Source organism: Rhodococcus sp. NPDC003382 (assembly GCF_053589135.1).
Window position 1 is genome coordinate 134,916 of the sequence record NZ_JBSFRH010000002.1, and the last position, 19,478, is coordinate 154,393.

Here is a 19,478-nt window from a genome sequence, read left to right on the forward strand (position 1 = left end):
TTCGGGGTGAGTGCCCCGCGCATGTCGGTCCCGTGCGGCATCATCCGCCTCATGACTGCTCTCACGGCACTCGGGCTGATCGTGGCGCTCGTTCTCGGGTTCGGGCTGGGGTGGCTGGCGCAGGCGTCGCGGATCGGCGACCGGGCCGCGCGCGCCGAGGCGCAGCTCGCGGCGCTGCGGGACAACGAGACGCAGTTGCGGCAGTCGCTCGGCGCGGTCAGCGAGGACGCGGCGCGCCGGCAGTCCGGCGCGATCGGCGAGCAGGTGTCGCGACTGGTGGGGCCGCTGCAGGAGGCGGTGGGCGCGCTTGCCCGTCAGGTCGAGCACGTCGAACGCAATCGGGTCCACGCGTATGCCGGCCTGACCGAGCAGGTGGAGGGCATGCACCGGGCGTCGCTGTCGCTGTCGCAGCAGACCCAGCAGCTCGTGACGGCGCTGCGGGCCCCGCAGATCCGCGGCCGGTGGGGTGAGATCCAGCTCGAGCGGGTGGTGGAACTGGCCGGGATGGTCCGGCACTGCGATTTCGACACGCAGGTCGCCGCCGAGGGGGTGCGACCTGATCTGCTCGTCTACCTGGCAGGCGGCAAGCAGATCGTCGTCGACGCGAAGGTCCCGTTCGCCGCGTACCTCGACGCGGCGCAGGAAGAGGACGTCGCCGAACGCGATCGGCACCTGGCACGGCATGCTCGGCAGCTGCGCACCCACATCGACCAGTTGTCCGCGAAGGCGTACTGGGAGTCGTTCGACCCGACGCCCGAATTCGTGGTGCTGTTCGTGCCGGGCGATCCGTTCCTGGACGCCGCGCTCACCGCGGACTCGGGTCTGCTGGAGTACGCGTTCGGCCGGAACGTGATCCTCGCGACACCCACGACGCTGGTGGCATTGCTGCGCACCATCGCGCACACATGGCGGCAGGAGGCACTGTCGCGCGACGCCGCGCAGATCCACCGGCTCGGCCGCGAGTTGTATCAGCGGCTCGGCACCGTGGGCAGTCACCTCGACCGGCTCGGCGCGCAACTGGGCAAGGCGGTCGATTCGTTCAATCAGACGGTGTCGTCGATGGAGACACGTGTCGGGGTGACGGCCCGGAAGCTCAGCGAACTGGAGATCTTCGACGGCGACGTGCCCGAGGTGCGTCGGGTCGACGCGTGGCCGCGGCGCGCCACCCTGACCGAAAACCCGGATCCGGCCGGTGCCGTCGACGAAGCAATCTGAGTCGGTGGGTCTACTGTCTATGTGTGTCTGCATCCCAACGTGCTCGCCCGGCGGTGGCGCTCGACATGCGCTCGCTCGCTCCGACCATGCCCGGAGTGCCCTGGTGGGGTGCCGTCGTCATTGCTGCCGGGTCGACTCTGCTCGGTGCGCTGATCGACTCGTTCCGCGGTGACGAGCTGACGACGGTCTTCTCCGTCTTCTATGTCCTCGGATGCATCGCCGCGGTCGTCGCGGTGCAGCAGCGCGGTGTGTTCACCGCGATGGCACAGCCTCCGCTGCTGCTGGTGGCGGCAATTCCCCTCGCCCAGGAGTTGCTGTTCGAATCGAGTGGCTCCGGCCTGCGGGATCTCGCGCTGAACGTGGCGTATCCGCTGGTGAACCGGTTCCCCGCGATGTTCGTTGCCACCGCGGCGGTGCTGATCATCGGTGGTGTCCGGATCTACATGGCCCAGCAGGAGACGGCGAATCGTTCCGGCGGGGCGAAGAGGTCCCGGCCCGCCGCATTCAAGGGCACTGCATCCAGGAGCCCTGCGTCCAAGAGCGCTGCCTCGAAGGGCGCAGCGGTGAGGAGCTCGCGCCCGGCCGAGCAGAAGGCATCCGGAAGCGCGACCGCTCCCCGTCGCGAGGTCGTCGACGAACCCGGCCGGCGGCCGCGGACCGCGGCCGCACCCGCCCGCACCCGGCAGAGCGCGGAGCGTGCCCCGCAGAATCCGGCCCGGTCCCGCCGGGAGCGCGAGGCGGCCGACCCGACGAAGACGTCCGTCCGGCAGGTCGCCGATACCCGCGACAATCCGTCCGTGCAGCGGCGCCCGGCAGACGACGCCCGCGCACGGAGGTCGGAATCGGCGCCGCGCCGTGAACCGGATCCGCGGCGCCGCGAGCCGCAGCCGGAGCGGCAGGCAACGCCGCGCGCGACGCCCCGACCGCAGGTGAGCACCCCCGCCTACCCGCCGCCCGCGGTGCGTTACCGCGACCGCTACGAGGACTGAGCTGCGCTTCGCGCCGGTGTGTACTTCTGGCGGCTCCGGCCGCCACAAAGGCACACCGGCGGCGCAGCCGCCTTACCTGGCCCTGGCTGCGCGCAGCTCGCGTGGGAGTGCGAACACCAGCGTCTCGTTGGCGGTGGTGACGGTCTGCACGTCGCGGTAGCCGCGTTCGGCGAGCAGATCGAGCACGCCGCGCACGAGGATCTCGGGCACCGACGCCCCCGAGGTGATGCCGACGGTCTCGACGCCGTCGAGCCAGGTCGGATCGACCTCACGCGCGTAGTCGACGAGGTGCGCGGCCTTCGCGCCGGCGCCGAGCGCCACCTCGACGAGGCGCACCGAGTTCGACGAGTTGCGTGATCCGACGACGATCACCAGATCGCATTCGGGAGCCATCGCCTTCACCGCGACCTGACGGTTCTGGGTGGCGTAGCAGATGTCGTCGCTCGGCGGGTCCTGCAGCTGCGGGAACTTCTCGCGCAGCCGTTTCACGGTCTCCATGGTTTCGTCGACGCTCAGCGTGGTCTGCGAGAGCCAGATCACTTTCGATTCGTCGCGGACCCGGACGGCGTCGACGGCGTCGGGGCCGTCGACCAGTTGCACGTGATCGGGGGCCTCCCCTGCGGTGCCCTCGACTTCCTCGTGGCCTTCGTGCCCGATGAGCAGAATGTCGTAGTCGTCGCGGGCGAAGCGCTTGGCTTCCTGATGGACCTTGGTCACGAGCGGGCAGGTCGCGTCGATGGTGTGCAGGTCGCGGGCGGCGGCCGCCTGGTGGACCGCCGGGGACACCCCGTGTGCGGAGAAGACCAGGACCGATCCGGGCGGAACCTGGTCGGTTTCGTCGACGAACACGACACCGCGCTCGGCGAGCGTGTCCACCACGTGCCGGTTGTGGACGATCTCTTTCCGCACGTAGATCGGGGCGCCGTGCTTCTCGAGCGCCTTCTCCACGGTCTCGACCGCGCGGTCGACCCCGGCGCAGTATCCGCGGGGTTCGGCGAGCAACACCCGCTTCCCTGCGGACGCGGTCCCCGCCGACCGTGTGATACCGACTTCGAGTGGAACAGGCGCAGACATGCCTCCAGGGTACGGGCCGCCGCGGGGCGCAGCCCGCCTCGGCTTCCGTCACGGTCCCCCTCGGCTACCAATCGTGGGGCTCGTGAGGCAGTCTTGGGGGCATGATCCGTCCACCGTTCATGGCTCGGGTGGCGGCCGGGGTCGCCGTCACCGCCTACGAAGAGACACTCAAGCTGCCGTCGACCGCCCTCGCGCTGCCGATGACGACGGTCAGTCAGGTCCTGCAGACGACGATGAGGATCCAGCAGTCGATGACCGCGCTCGCGATCAAGGGGGATCGTCTGTTCGAGGCGCTGGGCGCCCGAGCCGAGGAAACCCCGGAGTGGGCGGTGTTCGACGAGGACGAGGCTCCGGCACCGAACGCCGCCACCAACGGGGCGGAGCAGTCGGAGGCGCCCGGCCGGTTCGCGCTGTATTCCATGCCGCCGGCCGTCGAGACCGAAACCGCGGCCGAGAAAGCGGCCGACGCCCCGGAACCGGGTGAGAGCGCGAAACCGGCCCCGACCGCGGCGGAGACCGAGGTGCCCGGGATCGTCGAGGACCTCGACTACACCTCGCTGACCCTTGCGCAGTTGCGTGCGCGCCTGCGCACCCTGTCCGTGGAGGACCTGACGGCGCTGCTCGACTACGAGAACGCGACACGGGCGCGGGCGCCGTTCGTGACGATGTTGTCGAATCGGATCACGACCACCACCACGAAGTGACCTCGGCGCATCCCACCACCCAACCGAACTCCGCGGACAATCCGTGGCCGGTACGCACCGTGTCGCAGAAGGTCGCGGGCTGGATCGATCGGCTCGGCACGATCTGGGTCGAGGGCCAGATCACCCAGATGAACGTGCGCCCCGGAACGCGCACGGCGTACCTGACCCTGCGTGATCCCTCGGTGGACATGTCCCTGTCGGTGACGTGCTCCCCGCAGCTGATCCACAGTTCGCCGGTGACGCTGGTCGAGGGCGCGCGGGTCGTGATGTTCGGGAAACTGTCGTTCTGGCCGGCGCGCGGCAGCATCTCGCTGCGTGTCACCGAGATCCGCGCGGTCGGCATCGGCGAACTGCTCGCCCGCATCGAACGGCTGCGCGCGCTGCTCGCAGCGGAAGGTCTGTTCGATCCGCGGCTCAAGCGGCCGCTGCCGTTCCTACCGGGCCGTATCGGCCTGATCACCGGCCGCGGCGGCGCCGCCGAGCACGACGTGGTGTCGGTGGCGCAGCGCCGGTGGCCCGCGGTGCGGTTCGAGATCCGCAACACTGCGGTGCAGGGCCCGACCGCGGTACCGCAGATCCTCGATGCGCTCGCCGAACTCGACGCCGACCCCGCGGTGGACGTGATCGTCCTGGCCCGCGGCGGCGGCAGTGTCGAGGATCTGCTGCCGTTCTCCGACGAGACGCTGTGCCGCGCGATCGTCGCGTGCACGACCCCGGTGGTCAGCGCGATCGGCCACGAACCCGACAGTCCGCTGTGCGATCACGTCGCCGATCTGCGGGCCGCCACCCCCACCGACGCCGCCAAACGGGTCGTGCCGGATGCCGCCGCCGAGCAGGCGCTCGTCGACGATCTGCGGGCGCGCGCCGCGTCGGCGCTGCGCAACTGGGTGCGCCGCGAGGAGCACGTGGTGGCACAGTTGCGGTCCCGGCCGGTCCTGGCCGATCCGCTGCGCGCGATCGATCAGCGTGGCGAGGAGGTCGAGCGGTTACGGCAGGCCGGTCGCCGCGACATCGATCGGGTGCTGGCGGCGCAGGCCACCACGATCGAGCATCTGCGGGCCCGGCTGGCGACGCTGGGTCCGGCCGCGACCCTCGCACGCGGCTACGCGGTAGTGCAGCGGATCGTGCCCGACGGCGACCCGGAGGTCGTCCGGTCGATCGACGAGATGCCCCCGGGAACCCAGTTGCGGGTCCGGGTCGGTGACGGTGCCGCGCGGGCCGCGGTGATGGGACGAGAGAAGTGACGACGAGGATGACGGTGTGAGTGACACGAACGCGGATGTGGCGGAGCTCGGCTACGAGAGGGCCCGCGACGAACTGGTCAACGTGGTGAAGATGCTCGAACAGGGTGGCCTGGACCTGGACGAGTCGCTGGCGCTGTGGGAGCGCGGCGAAGCGCTCGCCAAGCGGTGCGAGGAGCACCTCGCGGGTGCTCGGCAACGGGTCGAGAACGCCCTGTCGCACAGCGAGGACGACGAAGAAGACTGACCGGTCGGGGACAACCGACCGGCCCGGTCGCGGCCTACGGGGTGAGCGGCTCCGCTGCGTTCGCCGCGGCAGCGATCGTGGCGAACTCGGCTTCGTCGCCGGATCCGCCGATCAGGATCCGCACGTCACCGAAGTCCGAGACCCACAGCGGCTCGCTCCCCTCCTCGGCGTACACCGTCCAGTCGCGGCCGTCGATGGTCTCGGTGCCGGTGACGAACCGGCTCGAGCCCGCGACGAACCGCACGAGCTCGTCGGTACCGGCGTTGGACTGGGTGAAGCGCACGTAGCGGCCGGACGGGGTGATGAACCCGACCGTGCTCGAGTCGCCGCCCTGCTGGCCGGTGATGATGCTGCGGCTGCCCGAGTTGGCCTGCCAGTCCTCGGGGACCTGCGGATGCCGGATGGGGAATCCCAGTTCCCTCGCGTCGTACTCGAGACCTGCATCGATGTCGAAGCTCGGCACCGGACCCGCGGTGGGACCGCCCGGGTTGAACGAGCATTGGCTTGCGATCGCAGCGATGACGAGGCACGCCAGGACGAGCGGAATGAGCGACCACGTCATGTCACGGGCGTCGTTCAGGATGCGGGGTTTCTCGGAAGCCACGCGTCCAGTCTGACAGCCTCCGCAGGAACGGGCCGCGGCCGGTCCGGGTCCCAGCCTCCGCCGCACCGGCGCTGATGAGACAATTGCAGCCTGAACCACCATCGGATTCGGCGGCCGCGCGACTCGACGGCCGTCCCTCGTGCCGGCGCACCGCGTCGACCGACAGCATCAGGAGGCAGTAGCCCATGACGGCCACCCCATCGCACCGCGAAGCTCCGGACCGCAACCTCGCCCTCGAGTTGGTCCGCGTCACGGAGGCCGCGGCGATGGCGGCAGGCCGCTGGGTCGGCCGCGGCGACAAGGAAGGCGGCGACGGTGCCGCCGTCGACGCGATGCGTCACATGGTCAGCTCGGTGTCGATGCAGGGCATCGTGGTGATCGGCGAGGGCGAGAAGGACGAAGCCCCGATGCTGTACAACGGCGAGGAGGTCGGCAACGGCGACGGCCCCCTGTGCGACGTCGCCGTCGACCCGATCGACGGCACCACGCTGATGTCGAAGGGTGCGCCGGGCGCGATCGCGGTCCTCGCGGTCGCCGAGCGCGGCGCCATGTTCGACCCGTCGGCCGTGTTCTACATGGACAAGATCGCCGTGGGTCCCGAGGCTGCCGACGTCATCGACCTGTCCGCGGGTGTCGCCGAGAACATCCGTCGCGTCGCGAAGGCCAAGAATCGCACCATCTCCGATACGACCGTCACGATCCTGGATCGTCCGCGGCACTCCGAGATCATCCGGGAGATCCGGGAGACCGGTGCGCGCATCCGCCTGATCTCCGACGGCGACGTCGCCGGTGCGATCGCGACCGCCCGCCCCGATTCCGGTGTCGACATGCTCCTGGGCATCGGCGGCACCCCGGAGGGCATCATCGCCGCGGCGGCGCTGCGCTGTATGGGTGGCGCGCTGCAGGGCAAGCTCGCCCCCAAGGACGACGCCGAGCGGCAGAAGGCCATCGACGCCGGCCACGACCTGGACCGGATCCTGACCACCGAGGAACTCGTCACCGGCGAGAACATCTTCTTCTGCGCGACCGGTGTCACCGACGGCGACCTGCTCAAGGGCGTGCGGTACTACGGCGGCGGCGCGACCACGCAGTCGATCGTCATGCGCAGCAAGTCCGGCACGGTCCGCATGATCGAGGCCTACCACCGCCTCGAGAAGCTGCACGAGTTCTCGTCGATCAACTTCACCGGTGTCGACGGCGCGCAGCCCCCGATGCCCTGACAGTGCGCTTCGCGCCGGTGTGTCTTTGTGGCGGTCGGAACCGCCACTTCGACACACCGGCGGCGAAGCCGCCTCGGTGGCAAGCTGAGGTTCATGACTGAGAACAGCGAACCGCAGTTCCGCATCGAACACGACACGATGGGCGAGGTCCGGGTTCCGGTCGACGCCCTGTGGCGCGCGCAGACGCAGCGCGCCGTGGAGAACTTCCCCATCTCGGGTCGCGGTCTCGAACGCGCCCAGATCCGGGCGCTCGGCCTGCTCAAGGCGGCCTGCGCGCAGGTCAACAAGGACCTGGGGCTGCTCGACGCCGGCAAGGCGGACGCGATCATCGCCGCGGCCGGTGAGATCGCGGCCGGTGAGCACGACGACCAGTTCCCCATCGACGTCTTCCAGACCGGCTCGGGCACCAGCTCGAACATGAACGCCAACGAGGTCATCGCGTCGATCGCCGCCCGCAACGGGGTGACGGTGCATCCCAACGACGACGTCAACATGTCGCAGTCGTCGAACGACACCTTCCCCACCTCGACGCACGTCGCCGCCACCGAAGCCGCGGTGCGCGATCTGATTCCCGCGCTCGAGCATCTGCACGCCGCGCTGGCCGCGAAGGCCACCGAGTGGCGCACCGTCGTCAAGTCCGGGCGCACGCATCTGATGGACGCCGTTCCGGTGACGCTCGGGCAGGAGTTCGGGGGCTATGCCCGGCAGGTCGAGGCCGGGATCGAAAGGGTGCAGGCGTGCCTGCCGCGACTCGGAGAGCTGCCGATCGGCGGCACCGCCGTCGGCACCGGGCTGAACGCCCCCGAGGGGTTCGGGCGGCTGGTCGTCGCCGAACTCGTCGAGTCCACGGGCATCGACGAGTTGCGCCCCGCCCGCGATAGTTTCGAAGCGCAGGCCGCGCGGGACGGGCTCGTCGAGGCGTCGGGTGCGCTGCGCACGATCGCGGTGTCGCTGACGAAGATCGCGAACGACATCCGGTGGATGGGGTCCGGTCCGCTGACCGGGCTCGGCGAGATCCGGTTGCCCGACCTGCAGCCGGGCAGCTCGATCATGCCCGGCAAGGTCAATCCTGTTCTGCCCGAAGCAGTCACCCAGGTCGCGGCACAGGTCGTGGGGAACGATGCCACTGTCGCGTGGGGCGGCGCGGCCGGGGCGTTCGAGCTGAACGTGTACATCCCGGTGATGGCGCGGAACCTGCTCGAATCGATGCGCCTGCTCGCGAACGTGTCCCGGTTGTTCGCCGACCGGTGCATCACCGGGCTGGAGGCGAACGTCGAACACCTTCGGACGCTGGCGGAATCGTCGCCGTCGATCGTGACGCCGCTGAATTCGGCGATCGGATACGAGGAGGCCGCGGCGGTCGCCAAGCAGGCGTTGAAGGAGAAGAAGACGATCCGACAGACCGTCGTGGACCGGGGTCTGATCGGCGACGGCCTCAGCGAGGAGGAACTGGACCGGCGCCTCGACGTGCTCGCGATGACGAACGTCGAGCGCGACTCCTAGACGAGGACGGGTGCGGCGCACACGTCACTGCGCCGCACCCTCCGTGTCGTCGAAGAAGTGCCACGTGCCGTCCTCGTGCCGAGCCTCCATCCGCCAGCCGAGTTCGCTGTTGTCGGCTCGCTGATCGACGAACCAGGCGTGCGCGTCCTCCGCGCTCTCGATGTCGCGGGTGTCCACGACCTCGCCCTCCGGGTTGATCACTCTGTAGGTAGCCATGAGGACCGGCTTCCCGCGCCCAGGAGACGCCAAACGTCCCGACACACCGGCGGACGCTACTCGGTGACGACCTCGGTCCTGCCGTCGATGAAGGTGATGTGCCCCATCTCGAAATCGCTCTGCACACCGCCGGGGATGGGATGTTCGTCGCTGGTGGGGAAGCCGAGTTCGCCGGCGGCACCACCGGCGGCCTCCCACGCGACCCGGATCTCGCCCCCCACGATGTGGGCGTCGGTGTCCGGACTCCACGCGATGACGCCGCCTTCGAATTCGCCGATGCTGCCGTCGCCTATGCTCTCCTGGCTTCCGGTCGGCGGGCCGAGCGGACCGGCCGCTCCCCCGGTCTCGTTGTACTTGTCGAGGACAGCGCCGCTGATCGCGTATTCCTGACCGTCGGGGCCGGCCACCACGGTGGTCGCGTCACCGGCGATCTCGTTTCCGGCACTCTCGGCGGCGCCCACGGCGCTCTCGGCAGCGCTCTCGACCGCGGACTGGGCGCTCTCCACCACCGACTCCGCAGCGGACTGCGCGGCCTCGGCGGCACTGGTCTCACTCTGGTAGGCGCTCTCGGAGGTGGTGTCGTTGTCGTCGCTGCAGCCCGCGACCACCAGCCCGACGGTGGCAACCGCGGCGGCGGTGGTGGCGACTCGTCGTGGGATTCCCTTCACGGCTGACTCCTCACTGCTGAACTACACGGCTGTGCACTACGCATGCGTCCCTTCGCACGCTGCCATCCCCTCGCGTGCCTCGTCGCGAATCCGCACAGACTCCTCCGAATCGTTGCAGTTCCCGGACCCGGGGGTACGCTTTCGCCGACAGGCAGGCTCGCGCGGGACTATCATCCGACCGACGGAAAGGTCGCTCATGCGTGCATTCCCTCGCTTCGCGCTCGGTGTCGTGCTCGCTCTCGCGGCCACGGCGACCGGCTGCGTCACGATCGACCCGAACGATCGCGACCGACCCCCGTCGCAGCCCTCCGAGACCGCCGATCTCGCGCCCGACCAGGTTGCGGGAGTTCCCATTCCGGACGGGCAGATCGACGACGCGATCGCGCAGCTCGACGGCCTCGCGCAGAAACTGCTCGATCACACCGGGATCCCGGGTATGGCGGTCGCGGTCGTGCACGACGGGGAAACCGTGTATGCGAAGGGTTTCGGTGTCCGCGCGGCCGGTTCCGACGAGCCGGTCGATGCCGACACGGTGTTCCAGCTCGCGTCGATGTCGAAGTCGATCGGGGCGACCGTCGTCGCCCAGCAGGTCGGTGCCGGTGTGGTCGGCTGGGACGATCCCGTGATCGAGCACCTTCCGACCTTCGCGCTCGCCGAACCGTACGTCACCGAACACGTCACCGTCGGGGACCTGTACGCACACCGTTCGGGGCTGCCCGATCACGCCGGCGACGACCTCGAGGATCTCGGCTACGATCGCGCGCAGATTCTCGAACGGCTGCGGCTGCTTCCCCTCTCGCCTTTCCGTATCACCTACGACTACACGAACTTCGGTGTGACCGCGGCAGCCCAGGCGGTCGCGGACGCGGCGGGTGCGGACTGGGCCGACCTGTCGCAGCGAGTACTGTACGAGCCGCTCGGAATGAGCTCGACCAGTTCACGATTCGACGATTTCACCGCTCGGGAGAACCGGGCGCCGGGGCACATGCTGGTCGACGGCGAGTACGTCGCGCGTGAGGTCCGCGATCCGGACGAGCAATCGCCGGCTGGCGGGATCTCCTCGTCGGTGAACGACGTGGCGAAATGGCTCACCATGCTGCTCGCCGACGGGCAGTTCGAGGGGCGCACCGTCGTCGAGGCGTCGGCGCTGCAACCCGCACTGTCCCCGCAGGTGGTGTCGCGTGCGCCCGCGACCCCGGACAGCCGCGGCGGTTTCTACGGCTACGGGTTCAACGTCGGAACGCTCGCGTCGGGACGGACCTCGGTCGGTCACGCGGGGGCGTTCGCACTCGGCGCGGCCACCGCGTTCACCGCGGTGCCGTCGGCCGACGTCGCGATCGTCACGCTCACCAACGCCGCGCCGATCGGGGTCCCCGACACGCTCAATGCCGAGTTCGTCGACCTGGTGCAGTTCGGGGAGATCCGCGAGGACTGGGCAGGGCTGTACGAGAAGGCATATTCGGCCTACGCCGACCCGAAGGGTTCGCTGGTCGGCCAGGAGCCGCCCACGGATCCGGCGCCGGCGAAGCCCCTCGACCGGTACACCGGGATCTACGACAATCCGTACTTCGGACCGGCACGCATCGACCAGCGGGACGGCAGCCTCGCGCTCACGATCGGGCCGGTGGGCCAGACCTATCCGCTGACCCACTGGGACGGTGACGTGTTCACGTTCGAAGTCACCGGCGAGAACGCCCCGGACGGGACGATCTCGACCGCGACGTTCACCCCCGATGCGGTGACGTTCGAGTACTGGAATTCCGACGGCATGGGAACCTTCACACGACAGGGAGCATCATGACCACATCCGACACGACCACTTCCCAGTCCGCGATCGCGGTGGTGCGCAATTTCCTCGACGCACTGGCGGCATCCGACATCGCCACCGCGGTCGCGCTGCTCGATCCCGAAATCGCTTGGTACAACACCGGACTGCCGACGCTGCGCGGGCTCCCGAGGGTCAGCCGCACGCTCCAAGGAATGTCCCGCCCCTCGGTAGGCCTGAACGTGGTGATGCACCACATCGCCGACGACGGGAACGGCGTGGTGCTGACCGAACGCACCGACGTGCTGCGGGTGGGCCGGGTGTCGATCGCGTTCTGGGTGTGCGGCACGTTCGAGGTGCGCGACGGACGGATCCGGGTGTGGCGCGACCACTACGACATGGCCACCTTCCTGGGAGCCACCGCGACCGGTGTCCTCCGGGCGGTGCTGCGCCGGTCGTAGAATTCTCGAGGCCGCCGAACCGTTCGGCGGTGTGAACAGGGAGCAGTACGATGAGCGACGCCGAGCGCACCCCCGGTTTCGAGGCCGGACTCGAGGTCCGCAGGGAGGTGATGGGCGACGACTTCGTCGAGCGCGCGTTCGACCGTGCCCGTGGCACGGATTCGGAGGCCTTGCAGGAGTTCGTGACCGAGCACGCGTGGGGCGCGGTGTGGACCCGTCCCGGTCTCGATCGCCGCAGCCGCAGCCTGCTCAACATCGGCATGCTCATCGCCCTCCGCGCCGAGAACGAGCTGCGCGGCCACATCCGCGGCGCCCTCCGAAACGGCCTGACGCGCACCGAGATCACCGAAGCCGTCATCCATTCGGCCGCCTACTGCGGCTCCCCCGCCGCCCTCGCCGCGATGCGCGTCACCCAGGAGGTCCTCGAGGCCGAGCTCGGCCCCGCCTGACCGACCACGAACCCGCAGGATGGGAACATCCACCCGGTGAGACCGGATGGATGTCCCATCACCCAACGGATTTCAGGCGCCGGGGGCGAATTCCTCGAGCATCTCGGTGACCAGCGCGGCGATCGGCGACCTCTCGCTGCGCGTGAGGGTCACGTGCGCGAACAGCGGGTGCCCCTTGAGTTTCTCGATGACCGCGGCGACGCCGTCGTGACGACCCACACGCAGGTTGTCGCGCTGCGCGACGTCGTGGGTGAGCACGACCCGCGAACCGGACCCCAGCCGTGAGAGCACCGTGAGCAGCACGTTGCGCTCGAGGGACTGCGCCTCGTCCACGATCACGAACGAGTCGTGCAGCGACCGGCCGCGAATATGCGTGAGCGGCAACACCTCCAGCATGCCGCGGCTGATCACTTCGTCCATCACGGCGGGGCTGGCCAGGCCGTCGAGGGTGTCGAAGACCGCCTGCGCCCACGGTCCCATCTTCTCGCTCTCGCTGCCCGGCAGGTAGCCGAGATCCTGGCCGCCGACCGCGTAGAGCGGGCGGAACACCACGACCTTGCGCTGGGTGCGCCGCTCGAGCACCGCTTCCAGCCCGGCGGTCAACGCGAGCGCCGATTTGCCGGTGCCGGCCTTCCCACCGAGGGACACGATGCCGACCGAATCGTCGAGCAGAAGGTCCAGCGCCACACGTTGTTCCGCGGAACGTCCGTGCAGCCCGAAGGCCTCGCGGTCGCCGCGCACCAGCTGCACCCGCTTGTCCGGAGTCACCCGGCCCAACGCGCTCGACGCCCCACCGAGCATCCGGATTCCCGTGTGGCACGGAAGATCCCGCGCCTCGTCGAGGTCGATGACTCCCTCGGAGAACAGGGTGTCGATCACGGACCGGTCCACGTCGAGTTCGGTCATGCCCGTCCAACCGGAGATCACCACGTCCTGCGCGTGGTACTCGTCGGCGGGCAGACCCGCGGCGCCCGCCTTCACCCGCAACGGGATGTCCTTGCTGACCAGCACCACGTCCCGGCCGCCGACCGCGAGATTGAGCGCGCACGCCAGGATCCTGGAATCGTTGTCGTCGGTGCGGAACCCGGCGGGCAACACCGACGGGTCGGTGTGGTTCAGCTCCACGTGGAGGGTGCCGCCGGCGTCACCGATCGGGATCGGCTGGTCGAGACGACCGTGCTCGAGGCGCAGATCGTCGAGCAGCCGAAGCGATTCGCGTGCGAACCAGCCCAGTTCGTGATGATGCCGTTTGCCCTCCAGTTCCCCGATCACCACCAGGGGGAGCACCACCTCGTGTTCTGCGAAGCGGGTCACCGCCCACGGATCGGAGAGCAACACCGAAGTGTCCAGCACGTACGTGCGGACCGGGGACTTCTTCGCAGCGGACTTCGCGGAGCGATCGCCGGTGCGAGCGGGGACGGAGCGTGTTGCGGTCACGTGAGGCTCCTAGACCTGCGCGGCACCACGCAAGTGTCTTTCTCGGTGGGCCGGTCGTCCCGGGTGTCCGCTACGGACACGAGGGCCGGGTGCCGGCCCCTCGCACTGATTGCCTCAGCCACGACCAGGACCTCCCGTGTAACCGGCAACTGTGTCGGCTACAACGTCGACGCTAACGCCGACACGCCCCGAACGCTCGATGAGCGCGGGGCGTGTCGGTGAAGAATGCGTTAACGCAGGCGGGCGATCAGATGAGCGTCCAGTCCTCCAGGCCCTGGTACAGCGGCACATCCTGAGCCAGCTTGCTGACGCGGGCGCGCAGCGCGTCGACGTCGGCGCCACCGATCAGGGTCTGCGCGATGATCTCGGCGACCTCGGTGAACTGCTCGTCGCCGAATCCGCGGGTCGCGAGGGCCGGGGTGCCGATGCGCAGGCCGGAGGTGACCATCGGCGGGCGCGGGTCGAACGGCACGGCGTTGCGGTTGACGGTGATGCCGACCTCGTGCAGCGCGTCCTCACCCTGCTGGCCGTCGAGCTCCGAGTTGCGCAGGTCCACCAGCACCAGGTGCACGTCGGTGCCACCGGTGAGCACGGAGATGCCCTTGTCGGCGACGTCCGCCTGCGACAGGCGCTCGGCGAGGATCTTCGCGCCGGAGAGCGTGCGCCGCTGACGATCCTTGAACTCCTCGCCGGCGGCGATCTTCAGGGCGACGGCCTTCGCGGCGATCGCGTGCATGAGCGGTCCGCCCTGCTGGCCCGGGAACACCGCGGAGTTGATCTTCTTGGCCCACTCCTGCTTGGCCAGGATCAGACCCGAGCGGGGTCCGCCGAGGGTCTTGTGCACGGTGGTGGACACGACGTCGGCGTAGGGCACGGGCGACGGGTGCAGGCCGGCAGCGACCAGACCGGCGAAGTGCGCCATGTCGACCCACAGGTAGGCGCCGACCTCGTCCGCGATCGACCGGAACGCGGCGAAATCCTCGTGACGCGGGTACGCCGACCAGCCGGCGACGATGACCTTCGGCTTCTCCCGCAGCGCGATGTCGCGGACCTCGTCCATGTCGATACGGTGGTCTTCCTTGCTGACCCCGTAGGACGCGACGTCGTACAGCTTGCCGGAGAAGTTCAGCTTCATGCCGTGGGTGAGGTGGCCACCGTGCGCGAGGTCGAGGCCGAGGAGCTTCTCGCCCGGCGTCATCAGCGCCATGAGCACCGCGGCGTTCGCCTGGGCGCCGGAGTGCGGCTGCACGTTCGCGAACTCGGCACCGAACAGTTCCTTGGCGCGGTTGCGCGCGAGGTCCTCGACGATGTCGACGTTCTCGCAGCCGCCGTAGTAGCGGCGACCCGGGTAGCCCTCGGCGTACTTGTTGGTCAGCACGCTGCCCTGGGCCTGCAGCACGGCGCGCGGAACGAAGTTCTCCGACGCGATCATCTCGAGGGTGTCGCGCTGACGGGACAACTCACCCGCCATCGCCTGCGCGACTTCCGGGTCGAGATCGGCGAGCGAGGCAGTGTTGACGTCGGTGCCAGGCACGGTGGTCATCGAGGATTCTCCAAGCTGGGGGCGGCAGGATACGACCTCCAGTCTACGAAGCGCATCCCGAAATCAGGAACCCGGGACCCCGCCGTGATCGAGGTCACCGCAGCGAACTCGGCACCAGCGGTTCGTCGAGCAGCCTGCGGAACCGTTCGGCACGCTCGGCACCGGCCGGAACCCGCTCGAGCCAGCCGCCGAGCAGCCGGTAACCCTCCACATACGTGCTGATGTACGCGCGCCACAGCGGCGAGGACAGGAATCGCAGCGACTGCCGTGCCCGTTCCGGGGTCGACAGCGACCAACGCTGCAGGAACGCGGCGACGTCGTCGTGGCTGCGACCGCGGTCGTGCAGCAGCAGCGCGGCATCCTGACGCACCGACAGCAGCCCCGCGGACGCCTCGTGCAGCTGCTCCGCCAGTTCGCCGTCGAAACGCAGGCCGAGGTCGGCGTAGATCTCCTGAGCCCACCGGCCCCATCCCGGGCCGACGATCGCCTCGAGCGCGAGGTCGGCCAGACCCTCCGCCATGAGGCACTGCGGGGTGTTCACCAGGAACAGCGTCTGCTCGGCCTGCCCGCCGGCGACCAGACCGGCTTCCTTGCGACAGTGTTCGGTGTGGTGACCCGGGTACGCCTCGTGCGCGATCAGGCGCGGCAGGTGCGACATGTGCTGCTCGAGGTCGGAGTTGATCGCCACGCGGGAGCGGTAGTTCCCCAGGTAGTAGTTGAAACCCGACCACGGTTTGTCGCCGACCACCTCGTATTCGATCTGCTCGGCCTCCGGCAGCGGGTACACGGCCCGAACCTTGTCGCGCAGTGCGCTGGAGAACGCCTCGACGCACTCGGCGAGGCGGTCGGCGGGCACGATCTCGCTCTTGCGGTGAGCCTGCAGGCGTTCGGCGAGCGGTCCCGATCCGGGGAGCAGCGCGTCGAGACGACGATGCGCGTCGCGGTAGTCGTCCTCGTTGCCGGGGGCGATGCGCACGTCGAAGTACGCCTCGACCTCGTCGACGAAAGCTATGTCCTCACCTGCGAATTTGCGTGCCGAGCACTCCATGGCGCGCAGGTGCACGTCGAGGAACCGGGTGCGTTCGTCGGACAATCCGGCGCCCGCCAGTTCCGCGCGGAGCCGGTTCGCGGTGTGGGATAGGTCACGGGGATCCGGTTTCGGCGCGTTCTCCACCTGGCGACGCAGCGACGCGTCGCCGGTGTACGCGTCGACGAAGCCCTCCTCGAGCCGGTCGAAAGCGAGGCCGAGCAGCAGATATTCACGCACGAAACCGTCCGATCCCATGCTTCCGAACACTAGTCGTTCGTGCGGCGTCGCGACGGGGCCGGACACTCCGATGCGGGACCCCGGGCGGACACGCCGCTGTGGCAGCGCGCACAATTCGGTGCATGGACTTCCTTCGTCGCAAGCCGCACCCGGGCTGCACTGCCGGTTCGCTAGCCGCGGAAGGATCGTGTCGATGGCACGTCTGAGCGAGCCGAGCCCGTACGTCGAGTTCGACCGCAAGCAGTGGCGCACGCTGCGCAAGGCGACGCCGCTGGTGCTCACCGAGGACGAACTCATCGGCCTGCGCGGCCTCGGCGAGCAGATCGATCTCGCGGAGGTCGCCGAGGTGTACCTGCCGCTGTCGCGGTTGATCCACCTCCAGGTCGCGGCCCGGCAGCGGTTGTTCGCCGCGACCGCGACGTTCCTCGGGGAGAAACACCCGGACCAGCAGGTGCCGTTCGTGATCGGGGTCGCCGGTTCGGTCGCCGTCGGCAAGTCCACCACCGCACGTGTGCTGCAGGCACTGCTCGCGCGCTGGGACCACCACCCCCGGGTCGACCTGGTCACCACCGACGGATTCCTGTATCCGACCAAAGAGCTGATCCGTCGGAACATCATGCACCGCAAGGGTTTTCCCGAGAGCTACGACCGCCGGAAGCTGCTCCGTTTCGTGACGGAGGTCAAGTCCGGGGCCGCGGAGGTCGCGGCGCCGGTGTACTCGCACATCTCGTACGACGTGATTCCCGGTCAGTACCACGTGGTTCGGCAGCCGGACATCCTCATCATCGAGGGCCTCAACGTCCTGCAGACCGGTCCGCGCCTGATGGTCTCGGACCTGTTCGACTTCTCGATCTACGTCGACGCCCGCATCGAGGACATCGAAAAGTGGTACGTGGAACGGTTTCTCGCGCTCCGCAAGACGTCCTTCGCGAATCCGGACGCGCACTTCCACCACTACGCGAACCTGTCCGATCGCGATGCGGTGAACGCGGCCAAGGAGATCTGGCACTCGATCAACCTGCCGAACCTGGTCGAGAACATCCTGCCGACCCGTCCGCGCGCGACGCTGGTGCTGCGCAAGGACGCCGACCACGCCATCAACCGGCTGCGGCTGCGCAAGCTCTGACCCCCGCCCCTCGTGCGCGTTTTCGGTAGCGGCTGCTACCGAAAACGCGCACGGGCACGGGCGCGGCTACCGGGTGCTACGCCCCGAAGCGGCGGTGCCGGGCAGCGAAATCGCGTAGGGCGCGCAGGAAGTCGACGCGACGGAATTCCGGCCAGTAGGCCTCGGTGAACCAGATCTCCGAGTACGCGCTCTGCCACAGCAGGAACCCGGAAAGCCGCTGCTCCCCCGACGTCCGGATGACGAGGTCGGGGTCGGGCTGGCCGGAGGTGTAGAGGTGCCCGTCGACGGCGTCGACGGTGACGGACTCGATCAGTTCCTCACCGGACAGCCCGGCGGCCTGCTTCTCCCGCAGCAGCGACTGGACGGCGTCGACGATCTCCTGCCGCCCGCCGTAGCCGACGGCGACGTTGACGTGGGTGCCGGTGCGTCCTTCGGTGCGGCAGGCGGCCTCGCTGAGCCGGCGGGCCTGCTCCTCGGGCAGCAACTCCAGCGTGCCGACGATCTTGACGCTCCAGTTCTGCTCCGGCCCGGAGATCTCCTCCACGACGTCGGTGATGATCTCGATCAGGACGTCGAGTTCCTCGGGTTCGCGGCGCAGGTTCTCCGTGGACAGCAGATAAATCGTCGCGGTCTCGATGCCCGCCGCGTCGCACCAGCGGAGCAACTCGGCGATCTTGCGGGCGCCGGCACGGTGGCCGTGACTGACGTCGGTGAAACCGTTCTCCCGGGCCCAGCGACGGTTGCCGTCACACATGACAGCGACGTGCCGCGGGTGCTGAGCACCTTCGAGTTGGCGCAGCAGACGCCGTTCGTACAGCTGATACAACACCCCGCGCGCATTCACCCCGACATCACCACGGGGGTCACACTACGCCCACCGGACCCTCCGGTCGCGATGGTGGTCACACCCACACGCGGCGCGGGCGGCACAGGGGTAACGTGACATTCCAGCAAGAACCTACGGTTGCGTAGGTTACCGAGCAGTACGAAGGGGGTCGGGCCTATGGCGGTGTTCGGGATCGACGAACTGCCGGTGAAGCCGCGCCTGCGGGGATGGATCCATCTGTGGGCGTTCGCCGTCTCGGTGATCGCGGGCATCGTGCTCGTCGCCCTGGCCGCAACCATCGCCGAACCACCCGCGGGCATCGCGACCGCGATCTACAGCCTCACGGTGTGCGGGGTGTTCGGCGTCAGCGCCCTCTATCACCGGGTGCACTGGCACGATCCCCGCGCTCGCATGTGGATGAAGCGCGCCGACCACTCGATGATCTTCCTGTTCATCGCCGGCAGTTACACCCCGTTCGCGACCCTCGCCCTCCCGCCGGACACCGGCCGCACCCTCCTGATCGTGGTGTGGTCGGGCGCGGTGGCGGGTGTGGCGCTGAAGATGCTGTGGCCGACCGCTCCTCGCTGGGTCGGCGTGCCCCTGTATCTGCTGCTCGGCTGGGCGATCGTCCCGGTCGCCGGCACGGTGGTCGACACGGCCGGGCTGGTCCCGATGCTGCTCCTGCTGATCGGCGGCATCCTCTACAGCGTCGGCGCGGTGCTGTACGCGACGAAATGGCCGAACCCGTGGCCGCACACGTTCGGGCATCACGAGTTCTTCCACGCCGCGACCGTGCTCGCGGCACTGTGTCATGCGGTCGCGGTCTGGCTCGTGGTGTTCGCCTGAACCGGTCGTGTTCGCCTGAACCGGCCGTGTTCGCCTGAACCGGAGAATCCCGGCCGGCGAGATGTGCCGGTCGGGGT

Annotated in this window: 20 protein-coding genes; 12 read left to right on the top strand and 8 right to left on the bottom strand. The window is 69.1% G+C overall.

Going from position 1 to position 19,478, the window contains the following annotated elements; translation table 11 throughout:
- The first annotated feature begins 51 nt into the window (after positions 1 to 51).
- Positions 52 to 1,215 carry a DNA recombination protein RmuC gene (locus tag ACWDUD_RS02560; protein ID WP_450108231.1) on the top strand — a complete coding sequence of 388 codons (1,164 nt, stop codon included), beginning with the start codon at positions 52 to 54 and terminating at the stop codon, positions 1,213 to 1,215.
- A 23-nt stretch (positions 1,216 to 1,238) separates the two neighbouring features.
- Positions 1,239 to 2,204, top strand: a complete 966-nt coding sequence (locus tag ACWDUD_RS02565; RefSeq protein WP_450108232.1) for a DUF6542 domain-containing protein — start codon at positions 1,239 to 1,241, stop codon at positions 2,202 to 2,204.
- 72 nt (positions 2,205 to 2,276) lie between these two features.
- On the opposite strand, the gene ACWDUD_RS02570 is transcribed toward ACWDUD_RS02565, so the two are convergent.
- Complete coding sequence (locus tag ACWDUD_RS02570; RefSeq protein WP_450108233.1) at positions 2,277 to 3,278, bottom strand: 4-hydroxy-3-methylbut-2-enyl diphosphate reductase; 1,002 nt, start codon at positions 3,276 to 3,278, stop codon at positions 2,277 to 2,279.
- Between the two features lie 101 nt (positions 3,279 to 3,379).
- Between ACWDUD_RS02570 and ACWDUD_RS02575 the strand changes: the two genes are divergently transcribed.
- From ACWDUD_RS02575 to ACWDUD_RS02585, 3 genes are read left to right on the top strand one after another with little or no spacing between them, the layout of a single operon-like run.
- On the top strand, positions 3,380 to 3,982 hold the full coding sequence (locus ACWDUD_RS02575; RefSeq protein ID WP_248673858.1) for a lipid droplet-associated protein: 603 nt from the start codon (positions 3,380 to 3,382) through the stop codon (positions 3,980 to 3,982).
- Complete coding sequence (gene xseA, locus ACWDUD_RS02580) at positions 3,979 to 5,226, top strand: exodeoxyribonuclease VII large subunit (RefSeq protein WP_197257189.1); 1,248 nt, start codon at positions 3,979 to 3,981, stop codon at positions 5,224 to 5,226. The genes ACWDUD_RS02575 and xseA overlap by 4 nt, the downstream gene beginning before the upstream one ends.
- A gap of 16 nt (positions 5,227 to 5,242) precedes the next feature.
- On the top strand, positions 5,243 to 5,470 hold the full coding sequence (locus tag ACWDUD_RS02585) for an exodeoxyribonuclease VII small subunit (RefSeq protein ID WP_197257191.1): 228 nt from the start codon (positions 5,243 to 5,245) through the stop codon (positions 5,468 to 5,470).
- Positions 5,471 to 5,504: 34 nt separating this feature from the next.
- Here ACWDUD_RS02585 and ACWDUD_RS02590 read toward each other — a convergent pair whose 3' ends face one another.
- Entirely contained in the window at positions 5,505 to 6,074 is a 570-nt protein-coding gene (locus tag ACWDUD_RS02590; protein ID WP_197257193.1) for a DUF4245 domain-containing protein, read from the bottom strand.
- A gap of 185 nt (positions 6,075 to 6,259) precedes the next feature.
- Here ACWDUD_RS02590 and glpX point away from each other — a divergent pair, with 185 nt between their 5' ends.
- On the top strand, positions 6,260 to 7,294 hold the full coding sequence (gene glpX, locus ACWDUD_RS02595) for a class II fructose-bisphosphatase (protein WP_197257195.1): 1,035 nt from the start codon (positions 6,260 to 6,262) through the stop codon (positions 7,292 to 7,294).
- A gap of 93 nt (positions 7,295 to 7,387) precedes the next feature.
- Entirely contained in the window at positions 7,388 to 8,797 is a 1,410-nt protein-coding gene (locus ACWDUD_RS02600) for a class II fumarate hydratase (protein ID WP_197257197.1), read from the top strand.
- A 24-nt stretch (positions 8,798 to 8,821) separates the two neighbouring features.
- Here the strand turns inward: ACWDUD_RS02600 and ACWDUD_RS02605 are convergent, their stop codons facing one another.
- Together ACWDUD_RS02605 and ACWDUD_RS02610 are read right to left on the bottom strand one after the other, a co-directional pair.
- Positions 8,822 to 9,013, bottom strand: coding sequence for a hypothetical protein (locus ACWDUD_RS02605; RefSeq protein WP_450108234.1), 192 nt, complete (start codon positions 9,011 to 9,013; stop codon positions 8,822 to 8,824).
- A gap of 56 nt (positions 9,014 to 9,069) precedes the next feature.
- A complete protein-coding gene (locus ACWDUD_RS02610) occupies positions 9,070 to 9,681 on the bottom strand; it encodes an LGFP repeat-containing protein (RefSeq protein WP_197257201.1) in 612 nt (203 codons plus the stop codon).
- 196 nt (positions 9,682 to 9,877) lie between these two features.
- Between ACWDUD_RS02610 and ACWDUD_RS02615 the strand changes: the two genes are divergently transcribed.
- The 3 genes from ACWDUD_RS02615 to ACWDUD_RS02625 are packed head-to-tail and all read left to right on the top strand — an operon-like array spanning position 9,878 to position 12,356.
- A complete protein-coding gene (locus ACWDUD_RS02615) occupies positions 9,878 to 11,482 on the top strand; it encodes a serine hydrolase (protein ID WP_248673856.1) in 1,605 nt (534 codons plus the stop codon).
- Positions 11,479 to 11,907, top strand: a complete 429-nt coding sequence (locus ACWDUD_RS02620) for a limonene-1,2-epoxide hydrolase family protein (RefSeq protein ID WP_248673855.1) — start codon at positions 11,479 to 11,481, stop codon at positions 11,905 to 11,907. Before ACWDUD_RS02615 ends, ACWDUD_RS02620 begins: the two co-directional genes overlap by 4 nt.
- A gap of 50 nt (positions 11,908 to 11,957) precedes the next feature.
- The gene (locus ACWDUD_RS02625; RefSeq protein ID WP_197257209.1) at positions 11,958 to 12,356 is read left to right on the top strand and encodes a carboxymuconolactone decarboxylase family protein; all 399 of its coding nucleotides are present in this window, start codon (positions 11,958 to 11,960) and stop codon (positions 12,354 to 12,356) included.
- Between the two features lie 72 nt (positions 12,357 to 12,428).
- Here the strand turns inward: ACWDUD_RS02625 and ACWDUD_RS02630 are convergent, their stop codons facing one another.
- The 3 genes from ACWDUD_RS02630 to ACWDUD_RS02640 form a co-directional block, all read right to left on the bottom strand.
- Entirely contained in the window at positions 12,429 to 13,793 is a 1,365-nt protein-coding gene (locus ACWDUD_RS02630) for a PhoH family protein (RefSeq protein ID WP_248676134.1), read from the bottom strand.
- A gap of 247 nt (positions 13,794 to 14,040) precedes the next feature.
- Positions 14,041 to 15,336: a serine hydroxymethyltransferase gene (gene glyA, locus ACWDUD_RS02635; protein ID WP_197257213.1), complete on the bottom strand. Its 1,296-nt coding sequence runs from the start codon at positions 15,334 to 15,336 to the stop codon at positions 14,041 to 14,043.
- A 94-nt stretch (positions 15,337 to 15,430) separates the two neighbouring features.
- Complete coding sequence (locus ACWDUD_RS02640; RefSeq protein WP_450108235.1) at positions 15,431 to 16,621, bottom strand: DUF885 domain-containing protein; 1,191 nt, start codon at positions 16,619 to 16,621, stop codon at positions 15,431 to 15,433.
- Between the two features lie 175 nt (positions 16,622 to 16,796).
- On the opposite strand from ACWDUD_RS02640, the gene coaA reads away from it, so the two are divergent.
- Complete coding sequence (gene coaA / locus ACWDUD_RS02645) at positions 16,797 to 17,729, top strand: type I pantothenate kinase (RefSeq protein WP_197257217.1); 933 nt, start codon at positions 16,797 to 16,799, stop codon at positions 17,727 to 17,729.
- 76 nt (positions 17,730 to 17,805) lie between these two features.
- On the opposite strand, the gene ACWDUD_RS02650 is transcribed toward coaA, so the two are convergent.
- Positions 17,806 to 18,573 (bottom strand): isoprenyl transferase, encoded by a 768-nt coding sequence (locus tag ACWDUD_RS02650; protein WP_197257219.1) that lies wholly within the window; start codon positions 18,571 to 18,573, stop codon positions 17,806 to 17,808.
- A gap of 159 nt (positions 18,574 to 18,732) precedes the next feature.
- Here ACWDUD_RS02650 and trhA point away from each other — a divergent pair, with 159 nt between their 5' ends.
- Positions 18,733 to 19,401 carry a PAQR family membrane homeostasis protein TrhA gene (gene trhA / locus ACWDUD_RS02655; RefSeq protein WP_197257229.1) on the top strand — a complete coding sequence of 223 codons (669 nt, stop codon included), beginning with the start codon at positions 18,733 to 18,735 and terminating at the stop codon, positions 19,399 to 19,401.
- Positions 19,402 to 19,478: the final 77 nt, after the last annotated feature.

Excerpts from the sequence above, each read along its gene's own strand:
- ACWDUD_RS02560 (WP_450108231.1), top strand. The coding sequence starts at position 52 with ATGACTGCTCTCACGGCACTCGGGCTGATCGTGGCGCTCGTTCTCGGG.
- ACWDUD_RS02570 (WP_450108233.1), bottom strand. The coding sequence starts at position 3,278 with ATGTCTGCGCCTGTTCCACTCGAAGTCGGTATCACACGGTCGGCGGGG.
- ACWDUD_RS02575 (WP_248673858.1), top strand. The coding sequence starts at position 3,380 with ATGATCCGTCCACCGTTCATGGCTCGGGTGGCGGCCGGGGTCGCCGTC.
- glpX (WP_197257195.1), top strand. The coding sequence starts at position 6,260 with ATGACGGCCACCCCATCGCACCGCGAAGCTCCGGACCGCAACCTCGCC.
- ACWDUD_RS02600 (WP_197257197.1), top strand. The coding sequence starts at position 7,388 with ATGACTGAGAACAGCGAACCGCAGTTCCGCATCGAACACGACACGATG.
- ACWDUD_RS02605 (WP_450108234.1), bottom strand. The coding sequence starts at position 9,013 with ATGGCTACCTACAGAGTGATCAACCCGGAGGGCGAGGTCGTGGACACC.
- ACWDUD_RS02615 (WP_248673856.1), top strand. The coding sequence starts at position 9,878 with ATGCGTGCATTCCCTCGCTTCGCGCTCGGTGTCGTGCTCGCTCTCGCG.
- ACWDUD_RS02620 (WP_248673855.1), top strand. The coding sequence starts at position 11,479 with ATGACCACATCCGACACGACCACTTCCCAGTCCGCGATCGCGGTGGTG.
- ACWDUD_RS02625 (WP_197257209.1), top strand. The coding sequence starts at position 11,958 with ATGAGCGACGCCGAGCGCACCCCCGGTTTCGAGGCCGGACTCGAGGTC.
- glyA (WP_197257213.1), bottom strand. The coding sequence starts at position 15,336 with ATGACCACCGTGCCTGGCACCGACGTCAACACTGCCTCGCTCGCCGAT.
- ACWDUD_RS02640 (WP_450108235.1), bottom strand. The coding sequence starts at position 16,621 with ATGGGATCGGACGGTTTCGTGCGTGAATATCTGCTGCTCGGCCTCGCT.
- coaA (WP_197257217.1), top strand. The coding sequence starts at position 16,797 with ATGGCACGTCTGAGCGAGCCGAGCCCGTACGTCGAGTTCGACCGCAAG.
- trhA (WP_197257229.1), top strand. The coding sequence starts at position 18,733 with ATGGCGGTGTTCGGGATCGACGAACTGCCGGTGAAGCCGCGCCTGCGG.